Origin of the sequence: Shewanella youngdeokensis, assembly GCF_033180165.1 — a bacterium.
GTDB classification, from domain to species: domain Bacteria; phylum Pseudomonadota; class Gammaproteobacteria; order Enterobacterales; family Shewanellaceae; genus Shewanella; species Shewanella youngdeokensis.
Genome location: NZ_CP136522.1, coordinates 169,560 through 185,469, shown reverse-complemented (window position 1 = coordinate 185,469; position 15,910 = coordinate 169,560). Strand labels below are relative to the sequence as shown.

At 41.9% G+C, this 15,910-nt stretch carries 14 protein-coding genes; 6 read left to right on the top strand and 8 right to left on the bottom strand.

Features of this window, described 5'->3' with window-relative positions:
- Positions 1-9: 9 nt before the first annotated feature.
- Complete coding sequence (locus RGE70_RS00830) at positions 10-483, bottom strand: peroxiredoxin (RefSeq protein ID WP_310469663.1); 474 nt, start codon at positions 481-483, stop codon at positions 10-12.
- A 177-nt stretch (positions 484-660) separates the two neighbouring features.
- Positions 661-1,089: a MarR family winged helix-turn-helix transcriptional regulator gene (locus RGE70_RS00825; RefSeq protein ID WP_310469662.1), complete on the bottom strand. Its 429-nt coding sequence runs from the start codon at positions 1,087-1,089 to the stop codon at positions 661-663.
- A gap of 110 nt (positions 1,090-1,199) precedes the next feature.
- On the opposite strand from RGE70_RS00825, the gene RGE70_RS00820 reads away from it, so the two are divergent.
- A complete protein-coding gene (locus tag RGE70_RS00820; protein WP_310469661.1) occupies positions 1,200-2,369 on the top strand; it encodes a BamA/TamA family outer membrane protein in 1,170 nt (389 codons plus the stop codon).
- Positions 2,370-2,531: 162 nt separating this feature from the next.
- On the opposite strand, the gene RGE70_RS00815 is transcribed toward RGE70_RS00820, so the two are convergent.
- The gene (locus tag RGE70_RS00815) at positions 2,532-3,272 is read right to left on the bottom strand and encodes a siderophore-interacting protein (RefSeq protein ID WP_310469660.1); all 741 of its coding nucleotides are present in this window, start codon (positions 3,270-3,272) and stop codon (positions 2,532-2,534) included.
- A gap of 100 nt (positions 3,273-3,372) precedes the next feature.
- Between RGE70_RS00815 and RGE70_RS00810 the strand changes: the two genes are divergently transcribed.
- Positions 3,373-3,801, top strand: coding sequence for a MarR family winged helix-turn-helix transcriptional regulator (locus tag RGE70_RS00810; RefSeq protein WP_310469659.1), 429 nt, complete (start codon positions 3,373-3,375; stop codon positions 3,799-3,801).
- Between the two features lie 52 nt (positions 3,802-3,853).
- Positions 3,854-4,510, top strand: coding sequence for a DsbA family oxidoreductase (locus RGE70_RS00805; RefSeq protein WP_310469658.1), 657 nt, complete (start codon positions 3,854-3,856; stop codon positions 4,508-4,510).
- Positions 4,511-5,445: 935 nt separating this feature from the next.
- Here RGE70_RS00805 and RGE70_RS00800 read toward each other — a convergent pair.
- Positions 5,446-6,600, bottom strand: coding sequence for a hypothetical protein (locus RGE70_RS00800; RefSeq protein ID WP_375087880.1), 1,155 nt, complete (start codon positions 6,598-6,600; stop codon positions 5,446-5,448).
- 56 nt (positions 6,601-6,656) lie between these two features.
- Positions 6,657-7,655: an FAD:protein FMN transferase gene (locus tag RGE70_RS00795; protein WP_310469656.1), complete on the bottom strand. Its 999-nt coding sequence runs from the start codon at positions 7,653-7,655 to the stop codon at positions 6,657-6,659.
- A gap of 409 nt (positions 7,656-8,064) precedes the next feature.
- On the opposite strand from RGE70_RS00795, the gene RGE70_RS00790 reads away from it, so the two are divergent.
- From RGE70_RS00790 to RGE70_RS00780, 3 genes are all read left to right on the top strand, one after another.
- Positions 8,065-9,015 carry a DmsE family decaheme c-type cytochrome gene (locus RGE70_RS00790; RefSeq protein ID WP_310469655.1) on the top strand — a complete coding sequence of 317 codons (951 nt, stop codon included), beginning with the start codon at positions 8,065-8,067 and terminating at the stop codon, positions 9,013-9,015.
- A 12-nt stretch (positions 9,016-9,027) separates the two neighbouring features.
- Positions 9,028-10,995 (top strand): MtrB/PioB family decaheme-associated outer membrane protein, encoded by a 1,968-nt coding sequence (locus RGE70_RS00785; protein ID WP_310469654.1) that lies wholly within the window; start codon positions 9,028-9,030, stop codon positions 10,993-10,995.
- Between the two features lie 412 nt (positions 10,996-11,407).
- A complete protein-coding gene (locus RGE70_RS00780; protein WP_310469653.1) occupies positions 11,408-11,773 on the top strand; it encodes an MmcQ/YjbR family DNA-binding protein in 366 nt (121 codons plus the stop codon).
- Between the two features lie 77 nt (positions 11,774-11,850).
- On the opposite strand, the gene RGE70_RS00775 is transcribed toward RGE70_RS00780, so the two are convergent.
- From RGE70_RS00775 to RGE70_RS00765, 3 genes are all read right to left on the bottom strand, one after another.
- Positions 11,851-12,564 (bottom strand): hypothetical protein, encoded by a 714-nt coding sequence (locus tag RGE70_RS00775; protein ID WP_310469652.1) that lies wholly within the window; start codon positions 12,562-12,564, stop codon positions 11,851-11,853.
- 732 nt (positions 12,565-13,296) lie between these two features.
- Positions 13,297-14,490 (bottom strand): IS4 family transposase, encoded by a 1,194-nt coding sequence (locus tag RGE70_RS00770; RefSeq protein WP_310472882.1) that lies wholly within the window; start codon positions 14,488-14,490, stop codon positions 13,297-13,299.
- A gap of 147 nt (positions 14,491-14,637) precedes the next feature.
- The gene (locus tag RGE70_RS00765; RefSeq protein WP_310472882.1) at positions 14,638-15,831 is read right to left on the bottom strand and encodes an IS4 family transposase; all 1,194 of its coding nucleotides are present in this window, start codon (positions 15,829-15,831) and stop codon (positions 14,638-14,640) included.
- Positions 15,832-15,910: the final 79 nt, after the last annotated feature.

The window sequence follows — 15,910 nt, the reverse complement described above, 5'->3', positions numbered from 1 at the left end:
CGTAACCACTTATAGTGTGGCCAAAATGGCTTCAGCACTGCTCACCTCAAACGACTTTGGCGCTTCAACATTTAGGGTGGTCACCACACCGTTATCTACCACCATAGCGTAGCGTTGTGAACGAACACCACCAAAACCTGCGGTGTCCATTTGCAGCCCAAGCGCCTTGGTAAAACTGGCATCACCATCAGCCAGCATCATTAATGCTGCTGCATTTCGCGCCGCAGACCAAGCTTGCATAACAAATGCATCATTTACAGATACGCAAATTATCATATCTACCCCTTTGGCTTTAAACTCATCAGCCATAACCACAAAGCCGGGTAAGTGCACCTCTGAACACGTTGGGGTGAATGCCCCGGGCACAGCAAACATCACTACTTTTTTATCTGCAAATAGCTCAGTCGTATTATGATTTAACATGCCATCGGCGGTCAGCTCTGATAGCGTACCTGCGGGTAAAGCTTGTCCTTGTGCAATCATGCTCTGCTCCTTTGAATTAGTTTTTTTGGCTTGAATGGGGCTCACTAGGTGCCAGCCAACCATTGCTGTATATTTTTCATACTGCCATGCTAATGCAATTTGCGACAAACAAATACCGACAGAAAATAGGGTTATCGACTAACCAAGCCAGCAGATAAATTAATGCTACCAATACAGTTACACTTTGTGCACTTTGCTACTGACCAATGTACCAATGCTGCCCATTAAAATTTGCTGATCCGCTGCCGGCAAATGCTGTAACCAGTTTGATTCTTGCTGCATCATAATCTGCTTACCCTTAGTGCGAACTTGCTCACCTTTGCTGCTGATTTTGATGTATTTTCTATTTTTCTCCACTTCATAGTCGGTCGCCACATAGCCACGAGCTAGCAGCTTATCGACATTGCGCTTCATCGAGCTTTTTTCAACAAACAGCTTATCTGCAAGTTGCTGCTGCGATATGGCACCAGACTCAAACAGTATTTGCATAATTGCCAGCATCTCTAATGTGACATCTAACTCTCGCGCTAAAATCGCCTGAGCATCTCGACGAAACACCCTATGTAGCAAAGAAATCTGATAAAACAGACTGTTACTTATCGCCATTGAAAAATTCCTAAAATGAGAATAAAAACCTCGTAACCAACCTAGTTGTATGTACAACCAAGTTGCAGTATTATGCGCGTCCTTTTTATATAAGCAAGGCGGCATATACCATGATTTTCACTAAACTAAACACCTTTGCTTGCGGTTTAGCAGCGGCCTTAATCAGTCCGGCGTACGCAAACGTAGCAAGCCAGGACACCGAAAATAAACAAATAACCCAAGAGGTTGAGGTAAAAAACGAACGCGTAAATAAGTTCAAACCGATTATTTTACCGTTCTACGATCCTTCAATCAAAGCCGGGATCAGTGCCATTCCGCTATTTGCATTCTACCCTGACGACAACGATTTAGTCTCTGATGCATCAACCATTGCTATTCCACTCATTTACACCAGTAATGATAGCTATGTTGCCAAAGTCGCGGGCGATATTATTTTGTTCGAAGATAATTTAAGAATGTCATTTGAAACAGGGTTTACTAGCACGAACATGCCATTATCAGGCATTGACTCAAATAAAGAGACCATCAACTTTGATGGTGACCTTATGTTTAAAGTGGCTGAAGACTTCTTTCTTGGGTTTGGCGGCGTTTACACATCAACACGTTACACTGCAGATAACGCAGAAGAGCAAAGTGCACTTGAAGACTACGGTTTTACCAGCGACTTCCAAGATGACATTGGCTACCGAGTTTCAATGCAGTGGGATACCAGAGAGCACTTCTACTACCCTCACAGCGGTTTTGTGTTGGACATAAAATACGAAAACCACGCTGAATGGTTAGGTAACGACGCAGAGAACACCTACTCTTCTTTGTTTACTGATTACAGACACTTTTACAGCATTAACAACAATCCAGATCGCATCATTGCAACCAAATTGGTGGCGCGCTACTTGATTGATGCAGAAAACGCTCCCTCGTCAGCATTCAGCACTTATGGCCGCCAAGGTAAAGAAGTACAGCGTGGTTATGCCGTTGGTGACTATATCTCGTCAAATATGGTCAACATGGAACTTGAGTACCGCCACAAATTTTCTGACACAGGCAATAAGCACCTAGACAAATCAGCCATGGTACTTATTGGTGGCTTAGGTAAAAGCTTTGGTGAACAACTAGAAGGCAATACGCAGGACTTTCGCGACACCGACTTACTTGGCGTGATCGGGGTTGGTTATAGATACAACATTCTGCCGTATGAACGTTTAAACATTAAAGTGGATCTCACCTACAACTCAGATGGCGATACCATTGTTTACTTTGGGTTTGGCGAAAGTATTTAATAGCCAACCATAAAAATAGGCCTTAACACTACAGTGTTAAGGCCTATTTCTTTATTCAATGCCGTTAGCAATATCGGTAATCAATAAGCTCAGCCTAATGCTACGGCCTGTGTAACACCATATTAAATAGCCACGGCTCAACAGTCGACCATATATATTACTTTACAATGGGTTAGCACGTTTTTGTGCACCAAAACGATCGGCGTCAACACCACGCTTCCAATAGCCTACTGCAAATATATTCAATCGGTCGAAACCAAGCTCGTCTTGCAGTATCGGTTTTAGCGAGCGCACATGGCCGGCCTCAATCCCTAAAAAAACATGGGTATTATTTGCCATGTTTTTCGCAGTCTCGGTCACCGTTTGTTCTAAGGTTGTTTGGGCTTCATCTTCTACAAACCACACCGTATTATGTGAATCGTCATAATCCATTTCAATAATATCGCTACGCGTGGGTACCGACACAACCGCTCTGACGTCTGCATCTTTACTGAAACGAGGCACGTAACCATTAACCGCATTCACCGCAGTAATGTCTCCAACCAATAGATAACTACTTTGTTGGTAGTCGGTCATTTTTAACGGCCCAGGACCTGCAATCATCACGTTGTCGCCAACCTTTGCTTGCTTAGCCCATAGCGTTGCAGGGCCTTCATGGCAATTAACCACAAAATCGAGTGCTAATTCATTAGTGTCTGGGTTAAATGATCGAATAGTATAAGAGCGCTTAATCATCTCTGAACCGTCTGCTTGTGCTAGCAACAGTTTCACATAAGAGCCTTCTTTGCCCACTGGAAAGTCTTTTAAGCCATCACCCGAAAGAATAAATCGGCGTAAATGAGGTGATAACTCAATGATGTCAGCAATATGGGTATAACGTGGGGTTGGTTTTTTAGGTCTCATCAGCGTTCCTTTTTGACTTGAATAATTCAACCTGAGTTGATAAGGTCAACTATATTGTAACAAGGTTGATTTTGTCAACTACATTTGAGGTGCCGTTATTATGCCCCACGACCCTATTTCAGACGCTATATTTGATGTAACACACGCATACCGCGCAGCAATGCGATCCTCCATACAAGCCAAGGATCTTGGCTTAAACTTTATGCATGTCAAATGCTTATCATTTATCAATAATCGTCAGAGCTGCACCGCTAATGATATTGTTAATTTTTTTAACCGAGACAAAGCGCAAATCGCTCGCCTGATAAAAGAGATGATCGAAAATCAGTGGCTAACCAAAATGGCCAACCCAGAAGATAAAAGAAGCCAGCTATTATCATTAACCGAAGAGGGCGCAGAGCTAGCCAGTCTTATTGCTAAAACCCAAATGGATGTGCGTAAAAAAATGCAAACAAGCCTGTCTGAAGCGGAGCTCAAGGAATTTACAAGGATCATGTCGATCATCAACAGCAACTTACAAAGCTTATAGTCGCCATTAAAAGATTGCGTTAATTAGCCCTTTAATAAGAGTAGATCGTATTATGCCAGCTAAAATTAAGCTCGATATTGTTTCCGACGTGGTTTGCCCTTGGTGCGTTGTCGGTTATAACGGTTTACAGCAAGCCATTACAGAGCTGGGTGTTGAAGACCAAGTTGAGATTGAGTGGCAACCCTTTGAGCTAAACCCGGACATGCCAGCTACAGGTGAAAACCTACGCCAACATGTTGCCCGCAAATATGGCTCTAGTATTGAAGACAGCAATAACACTAGAGCGGATATCACCCAACGCGGAGCCGCGTTCGGCTTTAGCTTCAATTTCACTGATGACATGAAAATGGTAAACACGTTTGAGGCGCATATGCTGCTCGATTACGCCAAAGCCTTTGGCAAGCAAACCGACCTAAAATTACGTTTGTTTGCGGCCTACTTTAGCGAGCATAAAGATGTGTCAGACAGAACCACTTTGGCTGCAGAATTAGCTGCTGTAGGTTTAAATGCAGCAGAGGCGTTGGCATTACTCGATAACCCAAATGCGCGCAATAAACTTAAAGCAGAAAAAGCGCAGTGGACTCATGCTGGGGTATCTTCGGTTCCGACCGTGGTATTTAATCGCCAAAGTGCTTTAACCGGCGCCCACCCAGCACAATCCTATAAGCAAGTACTCACCGAGCTACTTACAGCACAAGCAAGCAGTTAATTTGTGCTAGATAAAACCAAACCCGGGCAGCGCTAGCTGTCCGTATACTGCTTTAATCTTACCCAACCAATCTCAATTAATATCCATGCTGTACAGTATCATCAAACCTTGGCCGTTTTATGCTACTTAATTAGAATATATTCCTATTGTGACACTATTGAATTACCCACATAAATGACCAACCCTTTAATGCTATTTAATATCACTTTACACCTTTATTAATATCAGCAGGTCTAGATGAGAATTAAAATCAATCGTAACAAGCAAATATCTTTAACCCTATATAACTCTCAACCAACATTTCCCACCTTATTTGTAACATTGCTTTTTGTTCGAATTATTTAAATAGTGGCTATTTAGCTTATCAGTGAGTTAATTTTGGCCCATTTTAAACAGCTATAATTAATGCAGTAATGGACGATTAATATTGCTTACTGATAAAAATAATCACCATATGCGGTTGTAATGTCAGCTAGCTAAATAAAACCAAAAACTGAGCTATTATTTAATTAAATATAATAACGCTCGTACTAATTAGCACGAATATTGCCGACTGTTTTTAATTAAATAAACATCATACATATCATAATTAAATGAGCTCAACTTAAATTACGGCAAATAAGCGAAGACTAATAAAGCTTAAAGTGTTTTAAGTTTTTAATAATAACTCGAGGAAGGGTTTTGAAGTTAAAATAACCGTTAAAAACGAATTGATATTGGCTGGCTACATTTTTAAACCGCCAAATGTAACGCTAATGTCGTTTAATAAATAAGCGGGCGGAGATTGCTTAGCGGGTTAGATATGCCTAATAATTGATACATTGCAAAATGAATAAGGGCTACAGCTAGATTATATGTAATCTTATCTGTAGCCCTTATTTTACGTTAGTTTATTGGGGATAGATTAAAAACCGTTACCCATTAATTAAACTGTATTAGCCCAAAGGAATGATATTCTCAACTTTGAAGTGAACCTGACACCACTTAGCTGCATCTACATTATCTTTATAAGCTTGGCGGAATTCGTCACCTGTCATACCAGCTTCGCCTGTAACAATAGGGCTAAAGGTTGCATCCAGTAGTACCGACTTCTCGTAGTTGGTTGTCAATAGAATACGAGCACCACGGTTACGAGCAGCAGTTTCTAAACTCGTTTTCACGCTTTGAGTTGGATCATATTCATACCATTCAGCACGAGCGTCTCCGTTCATAATCGCGTTATGACAAGTGTTGTTGAGGTTGATAGTCATATCAGTTGAGTAACGCTCAGATAGCTCAGTCGCTTCTTCATCTTTCTTAATTGCAAAACCAAAAGTTGCAACATTTGGGTATGGGGTTTCAATACGATTGAACTCCTGATCCCATAGCGATACGGTAGAAACCGTTTTAGCCGCAATACTATTGCTTGATTTAACTAGCGAGTAAGATTGGTTTTCTTCACCAGGGAATAGCGCTTTAACATTTTGACGTTCTGGCGCTTCACACGCAGCCGCAAGGCTGTCATAGCTTACACTGTCTTCTTCAGGAGCTGTCCAATTGTAACGAACTACGCTCACCTTGCCTTGGGCAACTAGGTAGTCAGCGTTCAAGTAAGAACCTGCAGTGTAGTAAGTTGGGCCCGAAGCACCGGTTTTACCATCAATAGCAACAGTGGTACCTGTCCATTCTGGTTGTGGGAAAGTCGGCTCTGTTGGGTCGCCTTCAATCGGAGCGTCATCAACATGTGGGTTGTCATGACAATTTGCACAGTTATCACCCATACCATGGTTAGTAGGCGCGCCTACTGTGTTGTCTGCAGCATGACAACTTACGCAATCAGCGGTTTCAGTTGTTGTTGCAGCAGCGATAAAGTCTCCACCGCCCTCTTGCTCATATTCAAATTCTACACCGATTGTTGCACACTGCTCTTGGAAGGTATCAACGTTACCGGCTCCCTGATTTTTTTTCAGTTCATCGATCTCTTTTTGTTGCTCATCAATGAGTTCCTGTTGAGCAGGGTCAATTACATAGTTTGTGTCTTCACCACAAGCTGTTAGACCAAGCACTGCAACGCAGATTGCACTCAGCATAAAAGGTTTAGCTTTAAGCATCATTATTCCTTATAGAAATGGTTTGTTATGATTGTATTTGCTAGCCCTAGAGGGCTTTAATTGTTTATAAACGGCTTTAAATAGCTGCTTTGATGTAACGTAAATTGGTCATCACCAGCTGGGGTTATGAGTAGTACTGGTAATTTTTTAGCTTCAGCAAGGGCTAACGCCTCTTTAGCTCCAAGCACCATGAGCGCTGTTGCAAAGCCATCAGCTGTAGCGCAGTCATCAGCGATAACGGTAACTGAGGCAATGTCGCGTACTTTTGCGCTGCCCGTGCGCGGGTCAACGATATGAGAGTAACGCTGCTTATGCTGATCGCTATAGAACTGGCGATAATCCCCTGAAGTGGCAACGGCTTTGCCAGATAAACTTAATGTGAGCACGCTTTTGGTACTGAATATGGCAGGCTGCTGAACCGCTATTTGCCATGGCTGGCCTTTAGTTACAATTTCACCACCAATTTCTACCATGTAACGATGTATGCCATAACGCTCAAGCACTTCGCCGATACGGTCAACAGCGTAACCTTTAGCAATAGCTGAAAGGTCAAGCTGGACGCGGGGTTCAAGCTTACGCAGCATGTCATCTTCAAGCTGTATATGCTTAACACCGGTGTACTGCAGCACTTGTTGTAGCTCTTCTTGAGACGGAATAGCGCCACTATGGTGTGGCCCAAACCCCCATAGTTTTATTAACGGCTCTACGGTGATATCAAGAGCACCGTTAGTCTGCTCATTAAGTTCAATCGCCTTACTTATAACGCTGCTCAGCTGTGGGCTAATTGATACCGGTTGCGTGTGTTTTAGTTGATTAAACCGACTAAGTTCGGAGTTATCTTTCCAAGTAGAGAATATTCCATTTAAGCCGTTTAACGTGCCACGCACAGACTGTTTCAGTTTTACATTATCGACAGATACATTATTTGGAACATACCAATTAATATGAAATTCCTGCCCCATAGTTCGTCCACTAAATTGCTGCACACTCGCTTCGTTCGCGAATAAAATAGAACTATAAAATAACGTTAAAAAAGCAAAAAATAAGCGCAACATAATATTAACTTTGTATCAGGAGACAAATAAATCATATAAGCGAGCTTTATAGAACACAATATAAAAAGGTGCGTCACGCTTATTATTCAGGCGAAAACTTAATATAATTACTAAGGTTATAATTGCCGTCACAAGTGTTTTGTTTTTTGCAATTTAAATCACACCTTAGCTATATTTGTGAAAGTCATGAACGTTTTTCCTTTTTGTTGAGAAATATATTTTACAATTGTGTATAAAGTGCGTGGATGCATTACAGTCAATTTATAATATAGCCAAAGTCACCACTTTAAATAATGGTGAAATATTCAAATATATTTAATGAGCTTATTATTTAACCGTGATTACTGTAGAAATTATCAATATTAAAATAACGTAGTAATGTCCACTACTCACTAAGGAAACTAATTATATGAAGCCTAGTTTGGTTGCACCCTTGTTGCTCTCTATTTTTATGAGTGCATCAGCATTGGCAGGCGGTGCTTGGGAAAGTATGTCGCCTGAAGCTATCGGGGGGGTTCTTGATAAGAAGTTTGCTGAAGGTCGCTACTCTAAAAAAGGCGCCGATACTTGCTTGGCTTGTCATAAACGTTCAGAAAAAGTGTTGACTATCTTTTCGACACCTCACGGTAATGCGGCTAATGATAAAAGCCCAATGGGATCTTTACAGTGTGAAGCCTGTCATGGACCAATAGGTAAGCATAACCGCGGCGGTAAAGAACCCATGATCGCTTTTGGTGAAGGTTCACCTTTAACTGCAGAAAACCAAAACTCTGTATGTATGTCTTGTCACCAGGACGAACCTCGCATGTCTTGGCATTCATCTTTGCACAACCTAGAAGAAGTCGCTTGTGCTGACTGTCACCAAATCCATAGTGAGCAGGATCCAGTTCTAAGCAAAGACACCCAAGTTGAAGTTTGTACCAGCTGTCACACTCGAGAGCAGTCAGACCTTAAAAAGCGCAGCCATCACCCTCTAGACTGGGATGGCATGACATGTACCAGCTGTCACAGTGCGCACGGCTCAATGAACGAGGCGTCTCTAAAACAAGCCACCGTTAATGAAAACTGTTACGAGTGCCACACAGATAAACGCAGCGTCTATCTCGTCGAACATCAACCTGTAATTGATAACTGCAGTAACTGTCATGATCCTCACGGTAGCGTTAATGATAACTTGCTAATTCGCCGTGCACCTCAACTATGTCAAAGCTGTCACGCCAGCCCCCATAGCGGTACCGCACTTCTTGGTTCTGGTAACAGCACCATGACAAGCGGGCAAAGCTGTTTAAATTGCCATAGTCAAATTCATGGTAGTCATAATCCTGTGTACGACAAGTACACCCCACCTTTAAGCCGCTAAGGGGTTTTACGTATGAAATGGCAATTAAATCTTATTACACTCGCCTTGGTAACTTTTACTAGTACTGCGATGGCTAACTACAGCATGTCCAATGCTAATACGACCAACGCTAACTTCGATAAATGGAAGTGTAAGCGCTGTGTGGTTCCTACTGAGGTAAGCGGTAACATCGACGTAAGCATCGGTGGAGTTGAAAATGACGAAGACCATAGTGTTAATTCATTTAATAGTTTTGACAGTGGTTTAGCTTATGGCGTCGGCGGGCAATTAAAATCTTCTAATGCCAGTATGTATGCCAGCAATCTGGGATCAGAAAGAGCCTTTATTGAAGGCGAAATGCATACTGACTCGAATTTTTCTGTCAGTGGCGAATACGCACATTTTCAGCGTTTAAATGCGCAAGCAGAAAGTAGTTCGGTGTTAATTGGTGATGAAATCATCAAAACTGTTGCCCCTCTGACTCAAGATCTTGAGATGTCGCGTGAGAGATATAATCTTACTGCCAAGGGTGATATTTACGGGTTTACTGGGGCGGTCAGTGCCACTCAACACACTCGTGAAGGTAATAGAGTCAGTTCGGTTCCAGGCTTTGAAACCACCAATATTTTAGTGCCTGTAGATGATCGCACAAATCAATATTCGGCAGAGCTCAGTACCAATCACAATAATTTGTTTGTTAATGCCAAATATCGCTACTCAACTTTTACCAATGAGTTAAATAATAGCTTAGCGATTCATGGTAAACCCAACGCGCTAGCAATGACTCCAGATAATGATGCGCACCACTTAACTTTCAGTGGTGGTTATCAGTTTGATAAAAGTTACTTGAGTGCACAATTTAGTCATGGTGAATACCATCAAGAAAGTCAGCTTATTGATAGCACCTCATTGCTCGCTTTTGATGGTGAAGTCTATACCACTGATGCTCGTGTAAAATTCAGCAGTCTTCTTAACGCCAAAACGCGTGTCTATTTTGGGGCTGATTACAGCGAACGTAATAACGAGTCGTCTATGATTGGCGAGCTTGAATGGAACGTAGATCCAGTAACAGGTGAACTTCAAGAGATCGTACTGCAAGACCAAGAAACAATACGGTTAAATGCAGGGGTTAACTACCGCATCGCCTCGGGTTATCGTTTTAGTGCAGATTACGAGTACCAGCAAAAAGACTACCAGTATTACCAAAGTGGCTACGATGTTGATTCGTTAAATAGCGAGCAAACCGAGCAGCACACATTGAATGGTAAACTCAGTGTTCGCGCTTTTGAAAACTTAGATATGGCCTTGTCTGGTGAAATCAGTCATCGCGATCAGTCTGAACTAAATGCTAACTTGCTGCTGGCTAATAACAACGACATTATGCTTCGTCGTTACCATATGGCTGACCGTACTCGAGCGAAAACAGACTTCAGTGTTAATTATGCAGTATCGACCAATTTTACTGTTGATGCCGACGTCTACTTAGCGCAAGACCTCTACACCGAAACTGAAATCGGCTTAACTCGTAGTTATGACTACGGTGTTAATGTTGGTATGAACTACTATATTGGCAAAACCAATGTATATAGCTCAGCTGCAGTCCAGTGGATTGAATCTGACCAAGTGGGAACGTCTTGGAAGTCAGATATTGAGGACCAATTTGTCTACTTTAGTGTAGGCGTTGATCACCCGCTAAGCGATACAGTTAATGTTGGTATGGACTACCAATTTGCTGATGCACAAAGCAATACCGGGGTTGTAGAAGTTTGGACAGTTGAATATGACCCATACACCAGCACCACCCATAGCCTGCGTGCTTACATGAATTACGCTATGAGCGAGCGCGTCGATTTAGCACTTGATTACCGTTTTGAGAAAAGCGACGAGTCTGATTGGAGCGATGTAGGGATTGATGAAATAAATGGCTTGGTTACTCTAGGGTCGCTAAGCGAAAACTACAATGCTCACATGATCATGCTAACACTTAGCTACAACCTTTAATCATTGACTGATTAATATGTACACCTCTCGCTTAAACTTAAATTTAGGCGAGAGGTCACTCCGGCCGTCGCAATCGTTGTGGTTTTAAAAACATCACTTCCGTTAACCTTATCACCTGACCACATCGAGCCAGCCATGATGGTTGGGAAGAGCATAAGTTTTTCACTCACGGGTAACATCTGCATAAATCCAGTCACAGCCGAATTTACGGCAACTTTTTGCCTTCGATTTCAATCTCACTATAGGATGCATCAACTCTCATACCAAATCCGTGGCCAAAATTAGTTGACCACTTCAAGCAATCAGAAACCAGTATCGCACACAGATAATAGGGAGCCCTCTAATTATTTATCAACCGCAAAAAGAGCAATACAAAAAATAAAAAGCCAAGGCCGTAAGGAAAAGTAGATCCATGAAACACGACGAGTTCAACCAGTTTTGTAAAGCTTTAAAATCGTCAACTTATGTCATGCAATGGGGGAACTCACATGTATGGAAGGTGGGCGGAAAGGTGTACGCGATTGGCTTTACGCTAAAAGATGGTGCGACGGCTTACACATTCAAGACGTCGAACCTAAATTATGAGTTTTTGTGTAATCATGATGGCTATCGTCCTGCGCCCTACTTTGCTAACCGAGGAATGAAATGGATACAACAAACCGATACCAATGGGAGTCTAGATGAAGAGTTGGAGTATTACTTATCTGAATCCTATCTAATCGTCTCCTCTGCACTAAGCAAACGCAAACAAATCGAACTCGGTTTGTTACAACCATAAACATAAGCTTTGGTGAACGACCCACGATAGCTCGCTAACAATTTTGGAACCGCGTCGCCCATGACTCTCCGTTTAACTTATAAGCGCTTAATCTCATGCATCAATAATCTTTTAGCACCATCGCGTAAACACACACCATGCGCTGAAACTAGAGCATCAAAATCAAGTTGCAATATTCTAGCAAAGTCTTCCTTAATTGAGCCTCCCTTAGGTGTCACTTGCTTAAGCCAAGGTGGCCCTATGTTTACCCCTTTCTTAAAACCCAGCAACTTAAATACAAATTTTGCTGGTAACGAGAAATAGCGCCAATCATCATGGTATTGCACGCTATCCGTGGTGATGAGCAATTTATGTTTATGAAGCAAAATCATTGCTTCTGAATGAGTTGTGAGTTGAAACTCAAACAGTTCAGCACCAGAAAAAGGGAGCTCAGAATTTTGAGACAATAGCTGAGTCGGTACGGGAGTCAAATAAGTCTTTTGGTTTGACTGTGCCCAAAACTCACATTGATATCTATCAAGATAAAACTGATCGTCTAAGCCATGAGAATCCCCTAAACGAATGATGTGTTTCACCTTACCAAGATCTTCAAGTTGAGATAGGCGGGAGGCCTCGATTCTAACTGTATTTACTAGCGTTAGATCTTTACCCTCACGAATAATAATCATATTTCGATTGATGCGAGCACCAGGGCCCAATTTGACACTGCCACGCAATAGAAAAACATTTGGGTAGATAGCAACAATATCGTCATGCGGAGTTGCGTTTGGGTATGTGTGAGTCACAGACATAGCGAGTATCCAATTTTTATATACAGAGCCACTAACACATCTAGAGAGCAAAACATTAGGAAAAGTATGCCAAACATGGAGCATTAGAGGCTGATTTCAGCTTGATTCTAGCACACAAAGGACATTTCCAAGCTAGCCATAAAATTACTAAAACCTAAATGAAAACACCAATTATCAGTGCAGATACGGCCGTAACGATCCATGCACCCACGGCAGCGATTAACAACGATACAGCGACAAATTGAAGTTCAGACTAATGAATGAAAATAGCGACATGTTCTTTTGTTACGCCTATTAAGCTAGCATTTCTAGCTCATTTTTGGACAGAAACGGATTAGTGCAAAGGGTCTAAAAATGAGCCGTTAGATTAATAAAAGTACGGTAATAACATAAAGTTTACACTGACCCAGCTGAATATCCTTGGTCAAGCCACCAAATTAATGCACTTGGTAAGGCTTCACAACTTTGCACCCCACATCAGGTTTATCTATCAATTCATCTAGAACCAGAAAAAAGACTATCGAATTACCGAGCTTTGTTTAAGCATCACCTAGATAGCAAACTCATAGAGGATATTCGCCAAGCAACCAACAAAGGCATGGCAATTGGGAATGATAAATTTAAAGATGAGATAGAAAAACTCACAGGAAACAGCATGAAATCAAAGAAAATGGGACGACCCTACAAAGCAAAAAATTAAGTTTACTCTGACCCTGAGGGATCCCCACGAATTTAATAGCTTGCTTGTGGATCCCGAGCTAAGCCTTGCAGTGTATTAATAGCCGTTCGCCAATGCGACTTCAGCAGCCTCAACTTTCTGTCTTTGTATGCTCTCAAGCCGATAAATTGGTTTGAGAGCACGTTACGGTGCTTTATTGAGTTCGCTTGATATTGCCTGTGTTTACCTGCAGCTTTGACGGCTAAACCTAACAGATAAAGGATAAACTGAGATAGGCAAGCAATGAGTAGTAATACGCTCAATCTGCTCGCTATTCGAGTACCGCTATCATTCATTCTCAGACCAGTTTTAACATCTCTAAAGCTTTCTTCTATTTGCATCCTTGTCGCATAAATCTTAACGATTCTTTTGGCCGTAGCACTTGAGTTACAAAGTGATGTAGCTAGTAACCAAGGCTCTTTTTCTCGTTCTGCACTTGCACGAGACCGCTTATTTCGCCTAGCTTTATCACCTGTTGCAGTTCTATCCTTTCGTCCTTTAGACTCGCGTTTGAAGATAACCAAACGAGAGCTGAAAGAAGTCTGTTCACCTAAAAAGTAGACGCCAAGATTTTTAGCTCTAGAGCTTGCTTGAACATAGAGTTTTTTGACTGGGTACCAATGATGAACGGCGACTTTTCTGCAGTGTGTTCTATTTCTAAAGCGGCCTACATAATCCCAATCAAGAGACAGAATCTGCTTAAACCAAGGGATACGAAAGCCTGCGTCAGTTACGATGATAGGCTTGCAGTCATTGGGCAACATAGCCTTTAGTTTTGTCATGAATAGCAGGTGAGTTTTCGGCTTCTCTTTTTTATTGAGCGGGTATATTTCTTCGTAGAGTGTTAAAGACCGTCCTTGAGCCGCGAGTGATGCCCGTATGAGAAAGCTTTGCTTGCGATCATCAAGGTCTGACCAATCAATGTGAATAATTGGCTGCTTCATTGTTCCGACTAACAGGTAGGCCATTCGGGTATAGATGAACTCGATATCACGATGTAACTTGGTGTTACTGCAAAGCCTGTCTACACGCTTAATTTTATGTTTTTCCTGGGCTTTACTATCAATGTCGCGACCAAGGCCAGTGATTGATAAAGAGCTACCATTCATTGAACTTTCGATTGCAGAAAACAAACTCTGTCGTCGAGTTTTGTGCATTAATGGGGTGACAAGAGAGAGGCATTTTGATAAAACTTGTTTCGCATTCATGGCATTTACTCGTGGTAATTTTTGTTTGGCGATAAATTTGATCACCAAATGCCATGAATGTTCCTCTCTTTTTTATCTATCTCATTATTTATTCATATCTTTTTGTGGGGATTCGTCAGACTCTGACCCTGAGGGATCCCCACGAATTTAATAGCTTGCTTGTGGATCCCGAGCTAAGCCTTGCAGTGTATTAATAGCCGTTCGCCAATGCGACTTCAGCAGCCTCAACTTTCTGTCTTTGTATGCTCTCAAGCCGATAAATTGGTTTGAGAGCACGTTACGGTGCTTTATTGAGTTCGCTTGATATTGCCTGTGTTTACCTGCAGCTTTGACGGCTAAACCTAACAGATAAAGGATAAACTGAGATAGGCAAGCAATGAGTAGTAATACGCTCAATCTGCTCGCTATTCGAGTACCGCTATCATTCATTCTCAGACCAGTTTTAACATCTCTAAAGCTTTCTTCTATTTGCATCCTTGTCGCATAAATCTTAACGATTCTTTTGGCCGTAGCACTTGAGTTACAAAGTGATGTAGCTAGTAACCAAGGCTCTTTTTCTCGTTCTGCACTTGCACGAGACCGCTTATTTCGCCTAGCTTTATCACCTGTTGCAGTTCTATCCTTTCGTCCTTTAGACTCGCGTTTGAAGATAACCAAACGAGAGCTGAAAGAAGTCTGTTCACCTAAAAAGTAGACGCCAAGATTTTTAGCTCTAGAGCTTGCTTGAACATAGAGTTTTTTGACTGGGTACCAATGATGAACGGCGACTTTTCTGCAGTGTGTTCTATTTCTAAAGCGGCCTACATAATCCCAATCAAGAGACAGAATCTGCTTAAACCAAGGGATACGAAAGCCTGCGTCAGTTACGATGATAGGCTTGCAGTCATTGGGCAACATAGCCTTTAGTTTTGTCATGAATAGCAGGTGAGTTTTCGGCTTCTCTTTTTTATTGAGCGGGTATATTTCTTCGTAGAGTGTTAAAGACCGTCCTTGAGCCGCGAGTGATGCCCGTATGAGAAAGCTTTGCTTGCGATCATCAAGGTCTGACCAATCAATGTGAATAATTGGCTGCTTCATTGTTCCGACTAACAGGTAGGCCATTCGGGTATAGATGAACTCGATATCACGATGTAACTTGGTGTTACTGCAAAGCCTGTCTACACGCTTAATTTTATGTTTTTCCTGGGCTTTACTATCAATGTCGCGACCAAGGCCAGTGATTGATAAAGAGCTACCATTCATTGAACTTTCGATTGCAGAAAACAAACTCTGTCGTCGAGTTTTGTGCATTAATGGGGTGACAAGAGAGAGGCATTTTGATAAAACTTGTTTCGCATTCATGGCATTTACTCGTGGTAATTTTTGTTTGGCGATAAATTTGATCACCAAATGCCATGAATGTTCCTCTCTTTTTTATCTA

Coding starts and splice junctions, on each gene's coding strand:
- RGE70_RS00810 (WP_310469659.1), top strand. CDS start 3,373: ATGCCCCACGACCCTATTTCAGACGCTATATTTGATGTAACACACGCA.
- RGE70_RS00790 (WP_310469655.1), top strand. CDS start 8,065: ATGAAGCCTAGTTTGGTTGCACCCTTGTTGCTCTCTATTTTTATGAGT.
- RGE70_RS00815 (WP_310469660.1), bottom strand. CDS start 3,272: ATGAGACCTAAAAAACCAACCCCACGTTATACCCATATTGCTGACATC.
- RGE70_RS00765 (WP_310472882.1), bottom strand. CDS start 15,831: ATGAATGCGAAACAAGTTTTATCAAAATGCCTCTCTCTTGTCACCCCA.
- RGE70_RS00805 (WP_310469658.1), top strand. CDS start 3,854: ATGCCAGCTAAAATTAAGCTCGATATTGTTTCCGACGTGGTTTGCCCT.
- RGE70_RS00780 (WP_310469653.1), top strand. CDS start 11,408: ATGAAACACGACGAGTTCAACCAGTTTTGTAAAGCTTTAAAATCGTCA.
- RGE70_RS00775 (WP_310469652.1), bottom strand. CDS start 12,564: ATGTCTGTGACTCACACATACCCAAACGCAACTCCGCATGACGATATT.
- RGE70_RS00820 (WP_310469661.1), top strand. CDS start 1,200: ATGATTTTCACTAAACTAAACACCTTTGCTTGCGGTTTAGCAGCGGCC.
- RGE70_RS00795 (WP_310469656.1), bottom strand. CDS start 7,655: ATGTTGCGCTTATTTTTTGCTTTTTTAACGTTATTTTATAGTTCTATT.
- RGE70_RS00770 (WP_310472882.1), bottom strand. CDS start 14,490: ATGAATGCGAAACAAGTTTTATCAAAATGCCTCTCTCTTGTCACCCCA.
- RGE70_RS00785 (WP_310469654.1), top strand. CDS start 9,028: ATGAAATGGCAATTAAATCTTATTACACTCGCCTTGGTAACTTTTACT.
- RGE70_RS00825 (WP_310469662.1), bottom strand. CDS start 1,089: ATGGCGATAAGTAACAGTCTGTTTTATCAGATTTCTTTGCTACATAGG.
- RGE70_RS00830 (WP_310469663.1), bottom strand. CDS start 483: ATGATTGCACAAGGACAAGCTTTACCCGCAGGTACGCTATCAGAGCTG.
- RGE70_RS00800 (WP_375087880.1), bottom strand. CDS start 6,600: ATGCTTAAAGCTAAACCTTTTATGCTGAGTGCAATCTGCGTTGCAGTG.